Source organism: Campylobacter sp. MIT 12-5580, from assembly GCF_005406235.1.
Taxonomy (GTDB): domain Bacteria; phylum Campylobacterota; class Campylobacteria; order Campylobacterales; family Campylobacteraceae; genus Campylobacter_D.
Map to the genome: position 1 here is coordinate 83,301 of NZ_NXLK01000006.1, position 19,034 is coordinate 102,334.

Genomic DNA, 19,034 nt, shown 5'->3' on the forward strand with positions numbered 1-19,034 from the left:
TATAGCAAATTTTGCTTATTTTTGTATGAGATTTATGGGACATAAATTTATTAAAACTTTTTTAAAATCTGCTATAATGAGGGTTATTTTTAATTTTTAATAAGCATTAAGGAAAAAATAATGAGTGATATACACAAAATCTTTGCTTTTTTAGAGCAAAATCCTATACAAATTCTTAGCACCAGTGTTGCAAACAAGCCCACTTCTCGCCCTATAGGTAGTGCAAGCTTGATTGAGAATAGAATTTATTTTTGTATGAATAAAGACAAGGCTATGTATGAAGAACTTTTAGCTAATCCTAATGTATGTATTTGTGTGTGTGCGGCGGATTTTTCTTGGATTAGGGTATTTGGCGAAGTAAAATTTGATGAAGATAAGGCTATAAAGGCTGAGTTTATAAAGCGTAAAAAGACACGATTTGAAAGCGTTGATGAGCCAAATTTTAAGGTATTTTATCTTGAAAATGTGAAGGCTGATCTGAGTGTAAAAGGTGTTAAAACGAGGCTTGAGGCTTGATAAACAAGCCTCTTTTTTAGCTTAAAACAGCTAGAATTTTGTTTAGATTATCTTGCTTGATACCTTTCCATACAAGGAAAAAATCAACGATTACCCATACCCACCAAACAATCAAAAGCGCAATCCCTATATAAATCATCGCCGTTGCACAACCAAGTATCCACAAAACAAGCTTTGCTATACCAAGTCCTATGTCGCCTTTATAAAAGCGATCTATGCCAAAACCACCAAACAAAAGCCCAAGCACAAGTCCGATGATTACATTTTTCAAAGGAAGTACCATTAGAGTATTTAGCTTGTCTTCACTTGCTGCTTTGAGCTTATCTTGCACGATAGCAAGGCTAGAGTCTGGAATTTTATCTTTGATTGATAAAAGCACCGCATTTGCGTCCATTTTTTTCTCCTTAAAATAAATTAAAGGCTTAATTTTAGCCTATCAAGCTTTTATGTTTGCTTAAAATTTCAACGCTTGTTTAAATAATATGCTTTGATATTATAATCAATTGGTATGCTAAAGCTAAGCACCTGCTTACCTTTAAGTATCTCAGCTGGCGGTTTTGGTAGGGGATTTGCACTGCTAATAAGTTTTAAGCTTGCTTCATCAAGCAAAGTTTCAGAGCTGCTTTTTTTAAGCACGCAAGAAAGCACTTCCCCTTGTGCGTTTATCTTGATCTCAAGCAAGGCTACACCTTGAATTTCTTTTGTTAAAGCCTCGCTTGGATAGTGTTTGAAGCGATTAAGATGAGCCATTATAAGCCCTTGATAGCTTTTAATTTGTGCTCTTGCTGAACCACGAATAACCGTGCTTGCTTCTTTGCTTGTGCCTTGCACTGGGGCTGAGGAAAAGTCATCTTTCTTAGCCCTATCTAAATCCGAGTTTAAATTTGAGGCTTGACTGCTTTGTTGCTGGCTTTGAACTTGTTTGCTTTCATTGTTTGGCTTTGAATCCTTGCTTTGATTGAGTTTAAGCCTAGCTAAGTCTTCATCTTCAAGATCAAGGCTTTTTTTGTCAGTTTTTTGCTTTTCTTGCTTGGTTTTTTTCTCTGATTTGTCGCTTTTTAGGGATTTTTGCGAAGGATTTGAAAGCTCTTTAAGCTCGCCAAGTGGGACATTTGCTACTATCATCACACTTTGAAAGCTATCACTTAAATCCGCCTCAAAGCCACCAAGTTCTTCTTTTTGACGCGCGGAAAAATCAAAAAGCAAACAGGCTAAAAAAGCCAAATGCACGCTTAAAGCTAGGATTATACCGATGATTAGGGCTTTTTGTTCGCTCATGGTGCGTTCTTGATCTGGGTTGCAAGGGCGATTTTGTGAAAGCCGCCATTTTTAAGCTCATTTATGATTGAAGCTAGCCTTTCATAAGGCACAAGCTTATCGATATAAAGATAAATCAACTCATCTTGTTGCACGCTTTTAGCTTTTAAACTCGGGATAAGCTCGTTTAAAGTGAGCTTTGTATCATTGAGCGAGAGTTCATTTTCGTTGATATAAAGTATAAAAAGCTTGTTTTCATCGCTTTTTGCACTTGATGAGCTTTGTGGAAGCTCTACCTTAACCGAGCTTGTGATCAAAGGTGCAACCACCATAAAAATGATGAGTAAAACAAGCATTATATCGATAAATGGCGTTACATTAATCTCGCTAAGCTCTTGTTCATCGCTGTGTGTTAGCATGTCTTGTTTCCTCTTAAGCTCATCACAAAAAGCATAGTGGCGTTTTCATCAAGTCTTTGAGCAAATTTAATGCTTAAACGCAACAAATAATTATAAAAAAGCACCGCAGGTATAGCAGCAGCTAAGCCAAAAGCTGTAGCAAATAAAGCCTCGGCTATGCCAGGAGCCACTACAGCCAAACTTACGCTATCATTTTTTGAAATACCAATAAAAGCATTCATAATCCCCCAAACCGTGCCAAAAAGTCCTATAAAAGGAGCACTTGAGCCAATAGAAGCTAAAAGAGCTATGCCTAGCTTTGCATTAAAAACAAGTTCTTTAAGCTTGCTTTCAAGGCGAATTTGAATGCGTTTTTCTAGGTGCGCGTCTGCCTCACTTTTTTGTCTTTCATCTTGAATTTCTTGCACTAAAGCAAGGCTTAAAGGGCTAAGATTAGCCACTTGATCTAAATTTGAAAGCTCGCTTAAGCTTTGCTTATCCTTTTTTGTCATCTTAAGCAAGGCATTATAACGCAAGCTTTTTGCGAAAAACACAGCCCAAGAAAGCACAGAAAACAACACTAATATAACAATGACTGATTTTACCACCGCATCAGCGTTTGAATACAGCGAGCTTAAAGAAAACTCAAGCGTTTTATGTGGCTCTTGTTCTCTAGCTTGCATTTGCCCAGCCTGTGTTTTTTCAGTGCTGTTTTGCTCTAAAACTGCTTGATTTAAATTTAAGTCTTGCTCGCTTAAATTTCCCTCAGCATTTAGCCAAGTAAAGCTCAAACTTGCTAGTAAAGAAAGCAAGAAAAAAGATTTTAAGGTATTCATAGTTCTCCTTTAGTATTTATATGAAAAGCCTATAACAAAAGTGCGTCCTCTAGCAGCATTGTTAAAAAGCGTAATGTCATTTCCAGCAACTTGCGCGGAGCTAGAATTATAAGTATAAAGCGCATCCATGTAATTACGATCTTGTAAATTCTGCACTTCACTGCGAATGACGAAGTTTTTCAAAGGTTCAAAACTTGCGTAAAGATCAATGATAGTTGGAATTTTTGGCAACTCTTGTGTGCTAAAAGCCCAAGTATTATCCTCTGGCGCACCCGGAGTAGTGCCATTACTAACATTTGTAAGGATTGGATTAACACGCTCGGTTTTTCCGGTGTATTTGATAAGTGTGCCAAAAACTATGCGTTTATCCCAAAAACGAAGCCCCAAATCAGCTGTTGCGATATCTTTTGGCAGAGTTGAAAACTGGCTTTGTCCGGTGTGTTTGATATTTGCACTACCTCCACCACCTGCGTTGGCTTCATTTTCTGAAATTTGTCTATCTGCGTTTTGGTGTGTGTAAGAAATTTTTGCATAAGCAAAGCCAGCGTCATAGTAAAGCTCACTTTCAATACCGCTAAATTTTGCCTCGCCATTAAAGGACAGAAACAAAAGTGGAGAATCTGCCGTATCGTTAATATTTCCGATGGATTTGTTATAAATATAATCCTTAACATCGGTATAAAAATAAGTCGCCTTAAAACCAAAAACATCATGCTCGCTGATTAATCCATGCTTAAAAGAATTAAAGCCGATTTGATAAGTATCAGAAAATTCTGGTCTAAGTCCTGTGTTTATATCTTGAAAATCATCATAAGTACTTGAGAAAAAGAACTCTTGCACATTTGGTGCTCGGTGTGTGCGTGAGTAAGAGATAAAAGGCGTAAAAAGCGTGTGTAGCTTAAGGCTAGCCATAAGTGAGGTGTTAAATTTCATATCTTTTTGTTTAAAATACCCAGCCTCTTTTGGTTCGCAGTAAGAATTCACCTCACGACACGCCCCTTTATCAGCACTTAACTCATAATACATAGCATTAACATTAGCATTAAGCTCAAAAATTTCATAATTGTAAGTATTATCTAAATAAATCGTAGTGATTTTTTGCTTCCCCTCAGGCGCAAAACCATAACGAAAATAATTAATATATGTCCCATTATCATAATCATAGCACATACTATCATTTGGATCACAAGAGCTTGTATCAAAATCTCTATCATAAGAATTGCTTAAGAAATTTACACCTAAAGTGCTTGTTAAATTCTGCGCTTCATTTAAATCAAAATAAAAAGCATTACTAAGATCAAGCGTTATAGCTGTATTAGTCGCTACGCCTTTCATCTTACCAGCTGCTCCTTGCATAAAAGAAGCTGTTTCGTTGTAGTATTGATCAGCTTTGTGATAAGCTGCTAAAAAACGCAAATCCACAAGTTCTGTCTCAGGATCAAAGCGGTAGTTAAGTTGATAGTTATCATCATTGATTTCACGCCCAGCTAATTCGTTATCATAGCGCCTATAAGAAAGCACGGCTGAACTTGCGTTTTTTTGAAATTCAACTTTTGCTAGTTTATTTATAGGTTTTTGCGTAAGATTGCTTTGATCAAAGGCTGCATTATCAGGGCGCCCATCACCATCTGCATCGTTTCCACCCAAATCGCTTAAAAGTCCGCCACCGCCTATTTTATAACCTTGTGAAAGTTTGCGCCCACTATAAGCATACATAAGACCCAAAAAGCCATCGTCTGTAAAATTATACTTACCTGCTACAGCGCCCATATAGCTTGGACCAAGTTTATTTGAGCCATAGCTGTATTTAGTAAGCACGCCAAATGATCGATTGTCGCTAATAATATCACTTATGCCTATAGTGCGAAAATTTGCAGAACCCATTAGCGCATTAGCCCCGCCAGCACCTGAAAAAGTTCCTCGTTGCATATCAACACCTACTAGTAAATTTTGATCGATTGCCGCGCCAAAGGCTGAAGTGCCGACAATCTTCCCATTTGCGTGATATCGCCCTTGATCTTCACTGCTACCAAAAAATGTTTGTGTAACACCATCAACTTGTGTATTAACGCGCCCAAGTCCGGTAAGTCCACGAATATTTACAGAAATAGTGCCTTGAGACTCATCAACCTGCGTAAAGCCACCCGGAATACTACGCACTATACTATCTAAACTTTGCGTATCGGTATTAATCCCCTCACGACTTGATACAGCACCTGGTGTGATAAAGGGCTTTTCGTCATTTTTGACATTTGTGCCTGAAACTTCTAGAGTGTCAAATTCTAGTATTTCTTCTTGCAATGCCCCCCCCCCTCAGCTGTTCTTCTTGCGCAAGTAGTTGCATACAAGCAAAGCAAGTTGCGAGAGAGAATTTAAATAAATATCTCATTACTTGTCCTTTAGTATTAAATTTAAATTGTTTTGTTTTAAATTTTTTAAAAACCTTAAAAACACTTATATTTCCTTTAGTATTTATACTCAAAACTTACTACAAAAGTGCGTCCGCGTGCGGAGTTGTTAAAAAGGTAAATTTCGTTATAATCTTGATCATAACCCATTCCACCTGTGCTATTGTAAGCATTGAGTGCGTCCATATAGTTTTCATCAAAAGCATTTTGCACTTCAGCTCTCATAGTGAAATTTTTAAGCCATTCTATATTCCAATATAAATCCACTATAGTAGGAATATTTGGTAGTTCTTCAGTCTGCAAAGTCATAATATCAGAATTTGGATCGCTTAAATTGTTTGGATTTCCAGTAACTCTTTTTGCTTTACCAGTGTATTTTGCTATACCGCCAAAGCTGATCCTATCATTTAGCCTAAAACCAAGCTCTATATTTGCATAGTCTTTTGGAAGTTCTGAAATTCTACTATAACCTAAGGAACCAGAATATCCACCTGAGGTATAAGAAACAGGTTGTTTGCTTTCTTGTCTTGAATAGCTTGCTTTAGTATAAGCAAAGCCTAAATCATAGCTTAGTTCCACTTCAAAACCCTTAAATTCACTTTTATCAAGAGCATTTCTAAAAAGCATGATTGTTTCGCCACTCGCAAGAGAAAAATATTCGTTGTAAATATAATCTTTTATAAGTGTTTTGTAATACAAAGCTTTTAAACCAAAGCGATCATCGTTTTTTAAAAGCCCATGTTTGAAGCTATTAAAGCCTATTTGCCAGGTATTAGCTTGCTCTGGTTTTAAGTAGGGATTGACACTATTGCCATAATAATACGGAAAAAACATTTCTTGCACATTAGGAGCTCTATTTGTTCTTGCAAAACTTGCAAAAGGTGTGAAAAGCTCATGAAAAGCAGCTGAAAGCATAATAGAGGCATTTAATCGAAGTCCATTTTTATCAATATCTACAGCTTCATGAGGAAAACAACTTGCATCAGCACTAGCACATTCTGGTTTAAAGCCTTTTAAATTCCAATCATACAAATTTAAATTTAGTCCAAGCTCAAAAATATCATACTTAAGGTTATTATCCATATAATAAGTAAAAATTCTTTGCTCGCCTTTTGGTTGAAAAGCTGTATTGTAAGCATTGTTCTGATCGTTTGCATTGGTTGAAAAATCATTTTTGTATTTGTTAATCAAAACATTTGTTCCAAACCTTGAATTTAATATAAAGCCACCTGTTAGTTCATTGTAAAAATTATTGCTTATATCAAAAGTATAACCTTGATTACGTGTAGTTTTATTGGCTATAGCATCTGGAGAGAAGGAAAAATTAGCATCTGAATTATATCTTTGTTTGCCTGCATTATATGCAGCCAAGAATCGTATATCTATCCAAGAAAGAGGATTGTGCCAAAAGTCAAGTTGATAGTTATCATTATTTATCTTTCTGCCGGCAAGCTCATTTTGATATCTTCTATAATTAAAAATAGCTGAAGTAAAAGAATTTGGAGCGTATTCGAGTTTGAAAAGTTGTGAATTTGGTTTTTGGGTTAAAAGACTTGGATCAAAAGGTGCAGCTGGACTTTGTCCACTTGGAGAATCTGGATCAGGAGCAGTTTGATCGCCTATTTTGCCACCTCCACCTATAGTGTAATTTTGAGTAATTCTTTTTCCGCTATAGCCAAAAAGCACGCCTATGTATCCACCATTTTCAAGCTCGCTTTTGCCAGCCACTGAACCCATATAACTTGGTCCAAGTCCATTACTCCCATAAGAAAAGCGTCCTAAAAACCCAAAGACATTGCCCTCGCGCACAAGATCATTTACGCCTATAGTTTTAAAATTTGCTGAACCCATAAGCCCACCATGTCCGCCACTAAATGAGCCTTTTTCTATATCAACGCTGATAAGAAAATTGCTATCTACTGGAGCTGAAAAAGCAGAAGTTCCTGTTGAAGTGCTAAGATTGCTATGATAGCCTTGATCTGCACTGCCGCCAAAAAAAGTTTGAGTTACCCCATCAATCATAGTATTAACGCGTCCAAAGCCAGCCATACCGCGTAAATTTACCTGAACGCCACCTTGAGCTTGATCGGTGTTTGTGTAGGCTCCGGGCACGCTACGCACTATACTATCTATACTTTGTGTATTTGAGCCTATGCCTTCTCTTGAGCTTACTGCTCCGGATGTTACAAAGGCTTTTTCGTCATTTTTTACACCTGTGCCTGAAACCTCTAGAGTGTCAAATTCAAGAGTTTCCTCTTGCAATGCCCCCCCCCCCTTCTTGTGCAAGTAATTGCATACAAGCAAAACAAGCTATGAAAGAAATTTTAATAGCATTTTTCATTTTTATCCTTTAAAATTAATTAACAGGTAAAAAATAAATGCTCTAAAAGCTCATTCACGCTCATTTCCTTTCTTTTTGATATATGTTTAAAGTATAGTGATAAATCATTGATCTTTAAAAGGCTTTAAAAACCATACAAAATCAGCCGTGCTTGCGTTTATATCGCTTTTATCCACACCAAGCATTACTACAGCAAATTTCTTTTTGCTTTTAAAGTCTTTTATATGCAAAGGCACGCCTATGCTTTTGTCTACATGATAACGTCCAGCTACAAGTAAAGCTGGCTCGTGTGAGTGCACCAACACATCTGCCATGCGTCTGTCTTTATACTGCTGAGCCTCAACGAAACTATCAAGCATAGCACTTTGTGCGCTATCGTTTAGATCGACTTTGTGATTATAAGCGATGATTTTTTTGATATTGTTTTTAACTTCTTTTGTGGTTGAAAGCACGCCATTTAAAGGCATAGCACCTTTGTGAATGGTGCTTATCTCAGCTTTTGAAAGATTTGCTCCACTTAATCTTGCCTCATAAAAGCCAAGTTCAACCACATCTTTATAATCTTCATAATTCCAGCGCTTATCCCAATCAATCGCTGTTTGAAGTTTATCTGCAGAAACTCCTTCAGCCTTTGCCTTATCGATTAAGCTTTGCTTATCTGTGCTAATCATTTCCATAGCGATATTGATCTTTTTATGCTTTAAAAGCTCTTTTGCAAGTCGTTCTTCAGCTAGATGATGAAGCACTTCATCGTGTTTTTCGCCAAGTAAGATGATGTCTTGCTTTAAAAGCTCGTTCATAAAGGCTTCAAAGTTAATTTGTTTTTGAGTAAGACTTTCATAGATGATGAAATTTTCATCTTTAAATTCTGCCCTAGCACTTGCGACTTTAGAAACAGAACATGCCATAAAAACTAAAGCTAAAAAGCTTAATAAAAAAATATTTTTCATAATAACCATTCTCTAAATTAAAATAAAATGACAAATCTTATACTTTTTTAACTTAAAGCTGTATTAATTAAAAACAAAAATCAAAATTTATTTTAATGTAAAATTTAAAAAAACAAAAAGAGAAAGTCTTTAAAAAAGATATATTCTAAGTTTTGTGCTCTAAACAAAGAATATATCTAAAAAGCGAAGAGTGATTACAGATCAAAATACATATTTGAGCATTAAATTTCCACCATAATAATTCAAACCTGAATCATAGTGCTTGTAAATCATTTCAGCATTAAGCCTAGCGTTGTTTATAGCAAAAATTTGCGCCCCAATACTTGCTTGCAAACTGCTATCAAAGCTTTCATTTTTGTATTTTAGGCTTTGATCATTGACTCTAAAAAAGATATTTTTATGTGAATGATAGAGTTTGTCCTCATAGCTTACTTTAGCAAAAACAAAGGCTGAGTTATCAAGCTCAAGACGCGTTTCAGCTCCTATAACTCCGCCTAAAGCATAGTGTGTATAGGCTTTTGATTCTATACCAAGCCCACCTTCTTCTTTAAAGCCACCTTGGTGTATAAGATAATGCTCTAAACCAGCAAAAGGCTTAAATGACAATCGCTCACCAAACCTATAACCTAAAGTAAAGCCTCCATTGAGCTCTTGAGTGTTAAATTTAGACTTTGAGCTTAAAAGAGGGTTGATAAAGCTATCACTTTGAACCGAAAAAAAGCCAGCAATAGCATTTAAATTCAAATCAAGCTCTAAAGCAGGCACAAAATCTATCCTTGAAAAAAATCCAAGTTGGATAAAATCACCTGTCGTTTTAGAGCTTTGTGTGCTTAAATCCTGTGTGCTTGAACCTCTTGCATAAGAAATTTGTCCTTGAACGAGGTAATTTTCATCAAAGCTGCTTAAGCCTAAGTTAAAACCACCCAAATAGCCCTTTGTATCATCAGCTCTTAAAACCCCACCAAAAGCATTTGCATAAAAATCTTTACCGCTGTAATCAAGTCCGCTTACTAAGCTTCCATTATCAAAGCGGATCAAGTCATTTGAAGCTGTAGGTCTTGAAACAAAACCTTGAGCCAAAGGAGCAACCATAGCATCGCTTTTGAACGCTGAAAGAAGTGTTTTTGGACGCGTGATGAGATTATCCTCTACGCTTTTGTTAATCGTTTTCATTGTTTCTTTGACATCAAGATCGCTAGTTAAAAGCTTGTCTGCTCCGCCAAAACGATTAACTAGGGAGCTAAGAAGCTTTTGATCTTGGGTATTAAGCGAGCTTTTGTATTCATCAAGAGCAGTTTGATTTGAGCTTCCGCTTGAGTTGCCACCGCCAGAACCTGAATTTCCACCACCTGAACTACCGCCTCCGCCTGATCCACCACTTGAACTACCATTGCAAGAGCCACTGCCACCGCTTGAGGTTTTTTGGGTAATAGTAACTGAACCATTTTGACAAATCACATTCAAAAAGCTTGAATTTGGATTTAAAAGCTCAATACTTGTAACACCGCTAATGCTACCAGTAACGATTTGATAAGCTGTGTCAAATTGTATATTATCTGTATCGATAAACACCTTGCCTTTATCATTGCTTAAATCACCTTCTAGCTTACCCATAGTGTTATTAAGCACACCAAAGGTTAAATTTGAACCTTCTTTGTTTTCAAAGCCACCCGTAACGCTAAGCGTGCTGCCATAAATTTTTACATTTGATTCTTGGCTAAGATCGTTGCTTGCCTTAGATACGAACTTGCCACTAACACTCATTGTGGTGTTATTTAAGATCAAATTTCCTCCACCATCATAATATGGATCAAAGACTAGAAAGCCACCTGCTACTGATCCACCATCATCAACCTTAGCATTACCGCCATTATAAAAATCTCCATTGATTTCTATTTTGCTACCATTGCTAGTCCAGGTTGAAGAAGAAGTTTGAAAGCCGAAGAGTTTACTACCTATATTATATACATCGCCACCAAATTTAATCGTAGCATTTGTGCTTTCTAAGGTTCTTTGTATCCTTATACCTTTACTTGCCTCAACTTCTAGGGTTGAGTTTGCAAGAAGGATAATCTTTCCATCATGGATAAAAAAATCAGCATTTGAAAATTTTGCCTTTGCATTATTTTGAAGTGAAAGTGTAGATTTATCGCTAAATCTTACCTTTGAAGCTCCGCCATAATCGGTGCCTTGAGGATTAATAGTATTTCCGCTTGAAATGACAGCAAATGTCGAGTTTGCACCTACGCTTACACCTGTTTTTTCAATAGCTAGTGTATGAAAACCACTTAAAGCAAATTGTGAATTTTGATTTAAGGTGATACTACCCATGTAAAAAGTAGTGGTAATATCTTTGGCGCTAAGAGTATAGCTTGCGTTATTTGCTCCATTTAAGGTAAAATTATGTACTCCTCCTACTTCACCAAAAATACTAGCTTGTCCAGTGCCCTGTCTTGAAATGGCACTATCTTGCTTTTGTTCGCCTGCTTTTAAACTCACAGAGCCTGATAAAGCACTGATGTCAGCTGCGTATAAGGCATTTGCGCAGATAAGAGACAGGGTTAAAATCTTTGTATTCATGTAAGTTCTCTTTTTTGTATTTTAAACTCCATTCTAACACAAAAATGTTACACTTGACTTTGTTTAGGCTTAAAAAACGATAGTTTTGTTTGCATGGATAAAAATTCTATCCTCAAGAACTAAATTTAAAGCCTTTGCAAGCACATCTTTTTCGATATTTGCTCCAGCTTCTTTCATCTCTTGCCAGCTATGTTGATGGCTTACTGGTAAAACAGCTTGAGTGATGATAGGTCCTTCATCAAGGTTGTTATTGACAAAATGAGCGGTTGCACCGATGATCTTTACTCCTCGTTCATAAGCTTGTTTATAAGGATTTGCACCGATAAATGCAGGTAAAAATGAATGATGAATGTTAATGATCTTGCCCTCATAATGAGCCACAAACTCAGCACTTAAAATTCTCATATATTTAGCTAAAACTATATAATCAAATTCGTATTGTTTTAAGCATTCAAGCACCTTTTTTTCATGTTCTTGCCTATTTAAACCCTCGCTTTTTATGCTGTGATAAGGTAGATTAAATTTCTTTACAAGTTCTTGCAAAGTATCATGATTTGAGATTACAGCCTTAATATTAGCAAACAAAGCAGCACTATAATGACGAATGAGCAAATCCCCCAGACAATGAGCTTCTTTTGTGGCTAAAATGATGATATTTTTCTTTCTTTTTTCGCTCAATTTAATGCTTGCATTTTGAGGAAGAGTTTGTTTTAAGGCGTTTAAAAAGGCATTTTCATCAAGCTCGCCTTCTAAGCTTGCCCTAAAAAAGAAACGCCCTTCACCTACAAATTCATCGTTTTTAATGATGTTGATATGGTGCTTGAAAATGATTTCAGAGATTTTGTAAATCAAACCTTTTTCATCATGCGTTGTGATTTTGAGTATATAATTTTTCATTTTTTTCCTTGTTTTGAAGATAGTTTTTGATTTTCTCTTGTCGCAAAAGCTTGATTTTATCACCAAGTTCTTTGCCCTTAAAGCCTTGTTTTTCAAGTTCTTTTGCATTGACTTTGCATTGAAAAGCTTGATGATACACATTGAGTTCTTTTGCCTTTTGTATGCGTGTTTTATCCCAAAGTCCAAGCCACTGACAAAGTGGCATTTGACACGCTATATAAAGCAATTCAAAGTCTTTTACTTCATCTTGAAAAAAGTCTTGCTTTGTTTTTTGCAAAAGTTCTTTTTTCAGCTTTGTTCTCTCAAAAAAAGCCTTTTTATCGATACAAAAAAGATTAAGATATACATATAAAAACAAAGCTTCATCAGCGATAAATTCTCTTGCACTGCGTAGAATTTGTTTTAAAAATGGTAATTTTTCATTGTTGCTTGTATCGTAAAAAAAGAGCTTTTGTTCTAAATTTAAACTCTGCAAAGCCTCAAAACCAAAGACCAAATTACTCGCTTTAAAGAATTTATATAGTTCAGCATTGATTCTTTCAAGGCTTAAGTCGCTTATATCCATACTTTGCATAAGTTCTAGGCTTTTTGGTTCGATATTAAGCTTAAATCTTGCGATAAAATGCACCGCTCTAAGCACTCTTAAACTATCTTCCACAAAGCTTTTGGTATCAACACAACGCAAAATTTTTCGCTCCAAGTCTTCTTTGCCTTGATAAAAGTCCAAAAACTCTTCTGTAAAGATATTAATCATCATCGAATTGATAGTAAAATCCCTGCGTCTAGCAGCCACTTTTTCATCGTTACAAATATGGATTTTAAAGCCCTTATGTCCGTAAGCGATTTTATTTTCCGTGCGTGCTAAGGCAAGATCAAAATTCTTGTATTTATACACAAAAAAACTTTTTCCAACTCCGCTTGCACCAAGCTTTATACAAAGTTCATCAAACAGCTCTAAACTTATATCATAAAATTCTATATCAAAGTCATTAAGCTCAAGTCCTAAGAGCATATCTCTTACACTTCCGCCCACAAGATACGCTCTTTTGGTGTAAGGCTTGAAGTATTCTTTGATAAAATCTAAATTTGCTTTATTTTTTAAGCTTATCTTCGATATTTGCAAGCAAAAACTCTAAGAAATTTATGGTTAAATCAAGCCTTGAACGCAAATCTTTTTCATCGCTACTGCTTAAACCCTCAAAAAGCACCAACACGCGTTCTCTTATATTTTTTAAAAACACTTCTTCATTAAAAGAAAGTCCAGCAAATTCGTCTTGTTTGTCATTGATGAGGACTTGAGGTTCTTTACTTTCCTCACTTTTTTTCTCTATAAGCTCGTTTATTTCTTTTTCATAGGCATTAAAATCAATTACTTCTGGCTCATCAAGTTGAGTTTCTTCAAGCTTGCTTTCTTCTTGCTCTTTGGCTAAAGCGATTTTATTTTCCACCTCTTCGTGTAACTCTTCTTTGCTGACTTCATCTATAGTTTTTTTTGCTAAATCGTGCAAATTCATATCTTTATCAACCACCTTTTAAACTCATTAATCTCTTCTTCGCTTTTCATTCTTAAGAAAAAATCGAGCATTTGTGTATTTAAATCCGGATGCTTTGATCGCAAGCCGCTTAAGCGACGAATCGCATCAATAGCATTTTGGTTATTTGGATCATTTTTAAGTATATTTTTATAAATTTCCAAAGCTTCATTTTTAAGCCCTTGAGCTTCATAAATAGACGCTTCTGTTATGGTGTTTTTAATCATCATCGCTCGCTTTTTTCAAAAAAATGCAGACAAATTATAGCGTAAAAGAAGTTAAGTGTTGTTTAAATTTAAGATAAAATTAAAATTTTATGCTACACTTTTAAATCAAAAATTAAAAAAATATAAGGAAAATTTATGCAAGAAGTTTTAGGATATTTTACACAAATTAGCCAAATTCCACATTGCAGCTTTGATACCATAAAGCTCAAGCAGTTTTTAGAGCAATTTGCAAAAGAAGCTGGTTTTAAGGTAATAAGTGATAAGGCTGGCAATATCCATTGTATCAAAGGTGAGCCAAAAATTTGTCTGCAAGCTCATTATGATATGGTTTGTATGGGCGAGGCTCCAAAGATAGAACTTTTTGAGGAAGAGGGCTTTTTAAAGGCTAAAAACTCAAGTCTTGGAGCGGATAATGGCATAGGTTTAGCCATGATTTTAGCCGCTATGCGCGAGTTTAAAAATTTAGAATGTCTTTTGACAAATGATGAGGAAGTAGGGCTTTTAGGGGCAAATGCTTTTGAGGGTAAGCTTGTAGCAAATAAGCTTTTAAATTTAGATCACGAGATTGATGATGAAGTAGTTATTGGCTGTGCTGGGGGCGTGGATATAGAAGCTATTTTGCCTTTTACTAGGGAAAAAATGAGAGGAAAACTTTATGAACTTGAAGCCGTAGGCTTTAAAGGCGGGCATTCTGGTATGGATATAATCAACAATGTCAAAAGCTCGATCAAAGAACTTGTAGCCTTTATCTTTAAAAATGATGGAGTGATAGTAGAATTTGAGGGTGGTGAGAGGATAAACTCTATACCAAAACACGCTAAAGCCTTAGTTTGTTTTGAAAATGAACCTTTGCAAAGCGAGCATATTAAGTGTAAATTTATAAACGAAGCCGAGTTTTTAGCTTGCGCGCAAAGTCAAAACTTGCTTTATGCTATAAATGCTTTTTCTCAAGGTGTAAGAGCATTTGATAAGCATTTAAACATAGTGCAAACAAGCATTAATCTTTCCTTGCTTAAAATGAAAGAAAACACCATACAAATCGAGCTTTTTGCAAGATCAAATACACTTGAGGGACTAAGAAACTTAGAGTTTGAAACCAAAACCTTTTTTGAAGGTTTTGGCTTTAAAACCAGCTCGTCAAATTTTTATGCTCCTTGGGAAGGGCAGGAGAATGATTTTACCGAAGCTGTGCTTGAGGAGCTTAAGAAGGAATTTAAAACAGCTCAAATTTTAGCTGTGCATGCTGGGCTTGAATGCGGGGTGCTTGAGAAAAAACAAACCTTAAAGTGTGCTTCTATAGGACCAAATATCTTTAATCCTCATTCTGTAGATGAGCGTCTTGATCTTGCTTCTACAGTTAAAATTTACAAAGTTGTGCAAGCTTTGTGCGCTCGTTTTCAGTGAAAGTATTTAAAGAAAGAAAATTTTATTTTCAAAAAAGGGTAAATTTGAAATTTAAAGCTTTAAAAAAGTGTTTTTCCATAACAATGATTTTAAAATTTGCTACAATAAAACTTTAACAACACAAGGATACACAATGAAAGACAAGATTAACACTTCTTTTTTAGGGCACCCAAAACCGCTTTTTTCTCTTTCTATGACTGAGCTTTGGGAGAGATTTTCATTTTATGGAATTCGTCCTTTGCTCGTACTTTTTATGGCTGCTACACTTTTTGAGGGTGGGCTTGGCATAGATAGGAGCGAAGCAGCGGCGATTGTGGGTATATTTGGAGGTTGTTTATACCTTGCAGCCTTACCGGGTGGCTGGCTAGCAGATAATCTTTTTGGGCAAAAAAAGGCTGTATTTTATGGAGCAGTTATCATTGCTCTTGGACATTTGCTTATCGCCTTGTCCTTTTTTTGGCATGCTTCATTTTTCTTAGGGCTTGCTTTTATCGTCGCTGGCACAGGGCTTTTTAAGACTTGTTCTTCTGTGATGGTGGGTATGCTTTATACCAAAGAGGACGCAAGAAGGGATTCTGGTTTTACTATCTTTTATATGGGGATAAATATCGGTGCGTTTGTAGCTCCTTTAATCTGTGGGGCTGTGCAACAAAATTTTGGCTACCATCTTGGTTTTGGTATAGGTGGGCTTGGTATGCTTGTGGCTTTGATTATATTTTATTTTAAAACTATTCCAGACTTTTATGAATTTCAAAACTTGCACCTTATAAATGCCCAATGGGACAAGATCACAGGCACAAATTCACGTCTTGCTAAAGGCTTTATTGTCGCTATAGTATCAATTTTTGCTTTACTTTTTATCTTGTGTGTGAGCGGTTTTTTAACTATCAATTCAGTCAGCCTTTCTAAAAATATGATATTTATCATTTTAGTTTGCACATTAGTGTATTTTGCATATCTTTTCATCTTTTTAAAGCTTGATAGACGCGAAAAGAAAAATCTTATCGTTTTAATCGTGCTTTTTATAGCAGCCGTGTTTTTTTGGGGTGCATTTGAGCAAAAACCAACCTCTTTCAACCTTTTTGCGCAAGATTTTACAGATAGGATTATCTTTGGTTATGAAATTCCAGCTGCTTGGTCTCAAGCCTTAAATCCTCTTTTTATCATTATCTTTGCACCTTTGATGAGCGCGTTTTGGATATTTTTAGCTAAAAAAGGCTTTGAGTTAAGTTCTATTACGAAATTTGCATTAGGTGTTATCGGTGCTGGGCTTGGCTTTGGTGTGATGATTTTTGCAGCTAAGCTTGTTTTAGCAAGTGGGGGACAAAGCGTGTCTATGCTTTGGCTTATTGTGAGTATTTGGTTTTTGACTATGGGTGAGCTTTGTCTTAGTCCAGTAGGGCTTTCTATAATGTCAAAAATCGCTCCTAAAATCATACAAAATCAAGTTATGGGCTTGTGGTTTGTAACTTCAGCACTTGGAAATATAGTCGCTGGACTTATAGGTGGGGGCGTAAGAGCTGATGAGATAGAAAATTTGCCAACATTGTTTTTTCAATGCGCTTTAGCTCTTTTTATCATTGCTTTAGTGCTTTTTATTGTTAAAAAACCAATTTATGCTATGCTTAAAAAGGAAGAAAAATGAGTATTTACGCCTCTCGCATCAAAGCCTTACAAACAAGTATGAAAAAAGAAAAAATTTCAGCTTTTGTGGTGCTTAGTAGTGATATACATTTTAATGAATACCTGCCAGCTTGCGCTAAACAGCGAGCTTTTCTCAGTGGCTTTACAGGCTCGGCTGGCACTTTAGTGGTGCTTGAAAATGAGGCTTTGCTTTTTGCTGATGGGCGCTATCATTTGCAAGCCTTAAAAGAACTTGAGGGAAGTGGCATAAGGCTTGAGAAACTTAGCCCGACAAATTCTTACATAAGTTATCTAAGCAAGCATTTAAAACAATCCTGCGTAGCTGTGGATTCAAAAAGCTTAAGTGTAAGTGCTTGCAAGGAGTTTAAAAAAAGTTTAAAAGCTCAAAAAAACAAGCTTATTTTTAAGGACTTAAGCGAGCCTTTGTTTGTGCCAAAACCTCCTTTACCTAGAAAAGAAATTTATGAGCAAAAAAAGGCTTTTATCAGTGCAAGCAGGAGTGAAAAACTAGCTCAAATAAGAGCCAAAATGAAAGAGTTAAACGCCTCTTATCATCTCATCTCAAGTCTTGATGATATCGCTTATATCACGAATTTAAGAGGTAAAGATATAGAATGCAATCCCGTTTTTTTATCTTTTTTGTGTATAGGTAAAAAAGAAGCTGTTTTATTTGCCTCTTTAAAAAGTATTGATATGAAGCTTAAAGCGAAGCTTTTAAAGGAGGGTTTTGAGCTTAAAGAGTATGAAGAGCTCATAAATACTATCAAAACACTTCCAAAATCCCATATACTCATAGATCCACTTAAAACAAGCGTTTTTATAGCAAGAGCTCTTAAAAAACAAGGCTTAAAGCTCGTTAAAGCACCAAATCCTAGCACTTTGCTTAAAGCTTGCAAAAATGACAAAGAAATTCAAAATATCAAAAACGCTATGATAAGTGATGGAGTTGCACTATGCGAATTTTTTGCGTGGCTAGAAAAGGCTTTAAAGCAAAAACAAGAGCTTAGCGAACTTGATATTAATGATCAAATCACAGCCTTTAGAGCTAAAAATCCTTTATTTATAAGCAATAGCTTCAGTGTCATCGCTGGCTTTAATGAAAATGGGGCTTTGCCTCACTACAGAGCGACTAAGGAAAGTTTTAGCAAGATCAAAGGTAATGGACTTTTGCTTATTGATTCAGGCGCTCAGTATGAAAACGGCACTACAGATATCACAAGAGTAGTGCCAATACATCAAATTTCAAGAGAACAAAAGAAAGACTACACCTTAGTATTAAAGGCGTTGATTGCTATGAGTAGGGCTGTTTTTCCAAAAAATATCGCCTTGCCTTTGCTTGATAGCATAGCAAGATTAAATTTATGGCAAAACCATCTTGATTATATGCACGGCACCGGACATGGAGTAGGGTATTTTTTAAATGTGCATGAAGGACCAGCTGTGCTTTCAGTGTATGCTCCCCTAAACGCACATAATATAGCCTTAAAAGGTGTTTTTCACTCTATAGAACCTGGAATTTACAAAGCAAATAAGCACGGCGTAAGGCTTGAGAACTTAGTCGTGATCAAAGAAGAGCACAAAAACGAATTTGGCGAGTTTATGAGCTATGAAACGCTTACGCTTTGTCCTTTTGAAAAGACTTGCATAGAGCTTAAAATGCTTGATGAAAGTGAAAAAAAATGGCTAAATGACTATCATAAACTTGTATTTAAAAAACTTTCTGTAAAACTCAAAGGCGAAGCTCTAGCTTGGCTGAAAAGAAAAACAAAGGCTTTATAAACTTGCTTACAAAGCCGTATTTTATAGAAAAACTAAAAATTAAATACGGCTTTAATCAATCAAATTTTGCACTTCATCAAGAACAGCAAGGTGAGAAAAAAGCTCACCTATTTCTTCTTCGCTAGTATAAGGAGCTTTTTCAAGCAGATATAAAAATTCCTCATCGTTGTTTTTGTCTATTTGAACATTAAAATAGCTATTTTTATTTTTCATCTTTTAGTCTCTTACTTCCATAGCTTTCCTGCTTCATCTGCATTCATACAAT

Annotated in this window: 17 protein-coding genes; 4 read left to right on the forward strand and 13 right to left on the reverse strand. The window is 35.8% G+C overall.

Annotated features, from left to right (window positions below; translation table 11 throughout):
* Positions 1 to 120 precede the first annotated feature (120 nt).
* Entirely contained in the window at positions 121 to 516 is a 396-nt protein-coding gene (locus tag CQA38_RS07180) for a pyridoxamine 5'-phosphate oxidase family protein (protein ID WP_137633318.1), read from the forward strand.
* A 16-nt stretch (positions 517 to 532) separates the two neighbouring features.
* Here CQA38_RS07180 and CQA38_RS07185 read toward each other — a convergent pair whose 3' ends face one another.
* From CQA38_RS07185 to CQA38_RS07240, 12 genes are all read right to left on the reverse strand, one after another.
* The gene (locus CQA38_RS07185; protein WP_137633319.1) at positions 533 to 910 is read right to left on the reverse strand and encodes a TM2 domain-containing protein; all 378 of its coding nucleotides are present in this window, start codon (positions 908 to 910) and stop codon (positions 533 to 535) included.
* A gap of 68 nt (positions 911 to 978) precedes the next feature.
* On the reverse strand, positions 979 to 1,794 hold the full coding sequence (locus CQA38_RS07190; protein ID WP_137633320.1) for an energy transducer TonB: 816 nt from the start codon (positions 1,792 to 1,794) through the stop codon (positions 979 to 981).
* Complete coding sequence (locus CQA38_RS07195) at positions 1,791 to 2,192, reverse strand: biopolymer transporter ExbD (RefSeq protein ID WP_137633321.1); 402 nt, start codon at positions 2,190 to 2,192, stop codon at positions 1,791 to 1,793. The genes CQA38_RS07190 and CQA38_RS07195 overlap by 4 nt, the downstream gene beginning before the upstream one ends.
* The gene (locus tag CQA38_RS07200) at positions 2,186 to 3,007 is read right to left on the reverse strand and encodes a MotA/TolQ/ExbB proton channel family protein (RefSeq protein WP_137633322.1); all 822 of its coding nucleotides are present in this window, start codon (positions 3,005 to 3,007) and stop codon (positions 2,186 to 2,188) included. Before CQA38_RS07200 ends, CQA38_RS07195 begins: the two co-directional genes overlap by 7 nt.
* 9 nt (positions 3,008 to 3,016) lie before the next feature.
* The gene (locus CQA38_RS07205; protein ID WP_137633323.1) at positions 3,017 to 5,308 is read right to left on the reverse strand and encodes a TonB-dependent receptor; all 2,292 of its coding nucleotides are present in this window, start codon (positions 5,306 to 5,308) and stop codon (positions 3,017 to 3,019) included.
* Positions 5,309 to 5,472: 164 nt separating this feature from the next.
* The gene (locus CQA38_RS07210; protein ID WP_249355234.1) at positions 5,473 to 7,677 is read right to left on the reverse strand and encodes a TonB-dependent receptor; all 2,205 of its coding nucleotides are present in this window, start codon (positions 7,675 to 7,677) and stop codon (positions 5,473 to 5,475) included.
* A gap of 183 nt (positions 7,678 to 7,860) precedes the next feature.
* Positions 7,861 to 8,664, reverse strand: a complete 804-nt coding sequence (locus CQA38_RS07215; protein ID WP_249355236.1) for a ChaN family lipoprotein — start codon at positions 8,662 to 8,664, stop codon at positions 7,861 to 7,863.
* Positions 8,665 to 8,907: 243 nt separating this feature from the next.
* Positions 8,908 to 11,286 (reverse strand): autotransporter outer membrane beta-barrel domain-containing protein, encoded by a 2,379-nt coding sequence (locus tag CQA38_RS07220; protein ID WP_137633326.1) that lies wholly within the window; start codon positions 11,284 to 11,286, stop codon positions 8,908 to 8,910.
* Positions 11,287 to 11,355: 69 nt separating this feature from the next.
* The gene (gene purU / locus CQA38_RS07225) at positions 11,356 to 12,183 is read right to left on the reverse strand and encodes a formyltetrahydrofolate deformylase (RefSeq protein WP_137633327.1); all 828 of its coding nucleotides are present in this window, start codon (positions 12,181 to 12,183) and stop codon (positions 11,356 to 11,358) included.
* The gene (locus CQA38_RS07230) at positions 12,149 to 13,306 is read right to left on the reverse strand and encodes a CCA tRNA nucleotidyltransferase (protein WP_137633328.1); all 1,158 of its coding nucleotides are present in this window, start codon (positions 13,304 to 13,306) and stop codon (positions 12,149 to 12,151) included. The genes purU and CQA38_RS07230 overlap by 35 nt, the downstream gene beginning before the upstream one ends.
* Complete coding sequence (locus tag CQA38_RS07235; protein WP_137633329.1) at positions 13,275 to 13,697, reverse strand: 2-oxoglutarate:acceptor oxidoreductase; 423 nt, start codon at positions 13,695 to 13,697, stop codon at positions 13,275 to 13,277. Before CQA38_RS07235 ends, CQA38_RS07230 begins: the two co-directional genes overlap by 32 nt.
* Positions 13,694 to 13,942 carry a hypothetical protein gene (locus CQA38_RS07240; protein ID WP_137633336.1) on the reverse strand — a complete coding sequence of 83 codons (249 nt, stop codon included), beginning with the start codon at positions 13,940 to 13,942 and terminating at the stop codon, positions 13,694 to 13,696. Before CQA38_RS07240 ends, CQA38_RS07235 begins: the two co-directional genes overlap by 4 nt.
* Before the next feature lie 135 nt (positions 13,943 to 14,077).
* On the opposite strand from CQA38_RS07240, the gene CQA38_RS07245 reads away from it, so the two are divergent.
* From CQA38_RS07245 to CQA38_RS07255, 3 genes are all read left to right on the forward strand, one after another.
* Positions 14,078 to 15,346 carry a M20/M25/M40 family metallo-hydrolase gene (locus CQA38_RS07245; RefSeq protein WP_137633330.1) on the forward strand — a complete coding sequence of 423 codons (1,269 nt, stop codon included), beginning with the start codon at positions 14,078 to 14,080 and terminating at the stop codon, positions 15,344 to 15,346.
* Between the two features lie 133 nt (positions 15,347 to 15,479).
* Positions 15,480 to 16,991, forward strand: coding sequence for a peptide MFS transporter (locus CQA38_RS07250; RefSeq protein ID WP_137633331.1), 1,512 nt, complete (start codon positions 15,480 to 15,482; stop codon positions 16,989 to 16,991).
* On the forward strand, positions 16,988 to 18,769 hold the full coding sequence (locus tag CQA38_RS07255; protein ID WP_137633332.1) for an aminopeptidase P family protein: 1,782 nt from the start codon (positions 16,988 to 16,990) through the stop codon (positions 18,767 to 18,769). The genes CQA38_RS07250 and CQA38_RS07255 overlap by 4 nt, the downstream gene beginning before the upstream one ends.
* Before the next feature lie 51 nt (positions 18,770 to 18,820).
* Here CQA38_RS07255 and CQA38_RS09235 read toward each other — a convergent pair whose 3' ends face one another.
* Positions 18,821 to 18,982 (reverse strand): hypothetical protein, encoded by a 162-nt coding sequence (locus CQA38_RS09235; RefSeq protein WP_170999488.1) that lies wholly within the window; start codon positions 18,980 to 18,982, stop codon positions 18,821 to 18,823.
* Between the last annotated feature and the right edge of the window lie 52 nt (positions 18,983 to 19,034).

Excerpts from the sequence above, each read along its gene's own strand:
- CQA38_RS07215 (WP_249355236.1), bottom strand. The coding sequence starts at position 8,664 with ATGGCATGTTCTGTTTCTAAAGTCGCAAGTGCTAGGGCAGAATTTAAA.
- CQA38_RS07250 (WP_137633331.1), top strand. The coding sequence starts at position 15,480 with ATGAAAGACAAGATTAACACTTCTTTTTTAGGGCACCCAAAACCGCTT.
- CQA38_RS07235 (WP_137633329.1), bottom strand. The coding sequence starts at position 13,697 with ATGAATTTGCACGATTTAGCAAAAAAAACTATAGATGAAGTCAGCAAA.
- CQA38_RS09235 (WP_170999488.1), bottom strand. The coding sequence starts at position 18,982 with ATGAAAAATAAAAATAGCTATTTTAATGTTCAAATAGACAAAAACAAC.
- CQA38_RS07200 (WP_137633322.1), bottom strand. The coding sequence starts at position 3,007 with ATGAATACCTTAAAATCTTTTTTCTTGCTTTCTTTACTAGCAAGTTTG.
- CQA38_RS07255 (WP_137633332.1), top strand. The coding sequence starts at position 16,988 with ATGAGTATTTACGCCTCTCGCATCAAAGCCTTACAAACAAGTATGAAA.
- purU (WP_137633327.1), bottom strand. The coding sequence starts at position 12,183 with ATGAAAAATTATATACTCAAAATCACAACGCATGATGAAAAAGGTTTG.
- CQA38_RS07220 (WP_137633326.1), bottom strand. The coding sequence starts at position 11,286 with ATGAATACAAAGATTTTAACCCTGTCTCTTATCTGCGCAAATGCCTTA.
- CQA38_RS07190 (WP_137633320.1), bottom strand. The coding sequence starts at position 1,794 with ATGAGCGAACAAAAAGCCCTAATCATCGGTATAATCCTAGCTTTAAGC.
- CQA38_RS07180 (WP_137633318.1), top strand. The coding sequence starts at position 121 with ATGAGTGATATACACAAAATCTTTGCTTTTTTAGAGCAAAATCCTATA.
- CQA38_RS07240 (WP_137633336.1), bottom strand. The coding sequence starts at position 13,942 with ATGATTAAAAACACCATAACAGAAGCGTCTATTTATGAAGCTCAAGGG.
- CQA38_RS07245 (WP_137633330.1), top strand. The coding sequence starts at position 14,078 with ATGCAAGAAGTTTTAGGATATTTTACACAAATTAGCCAAATTCCACAT.
- CQA38_RS07195 (WP_137633321.1), bottom strand. The coding sequence starts at position 2,192 with ATGCTAACACACAGCGATGAACAAGAGCTTAGCGAGATTAATGTAACG.
- CQA38_RS07185 (WP_137633319.1), bottom strand. The coding sequence starts at position 910 with ATGGACGCAAATGCGGTGCTTTTATCAATCAAAGATAAAATTCCAGAC.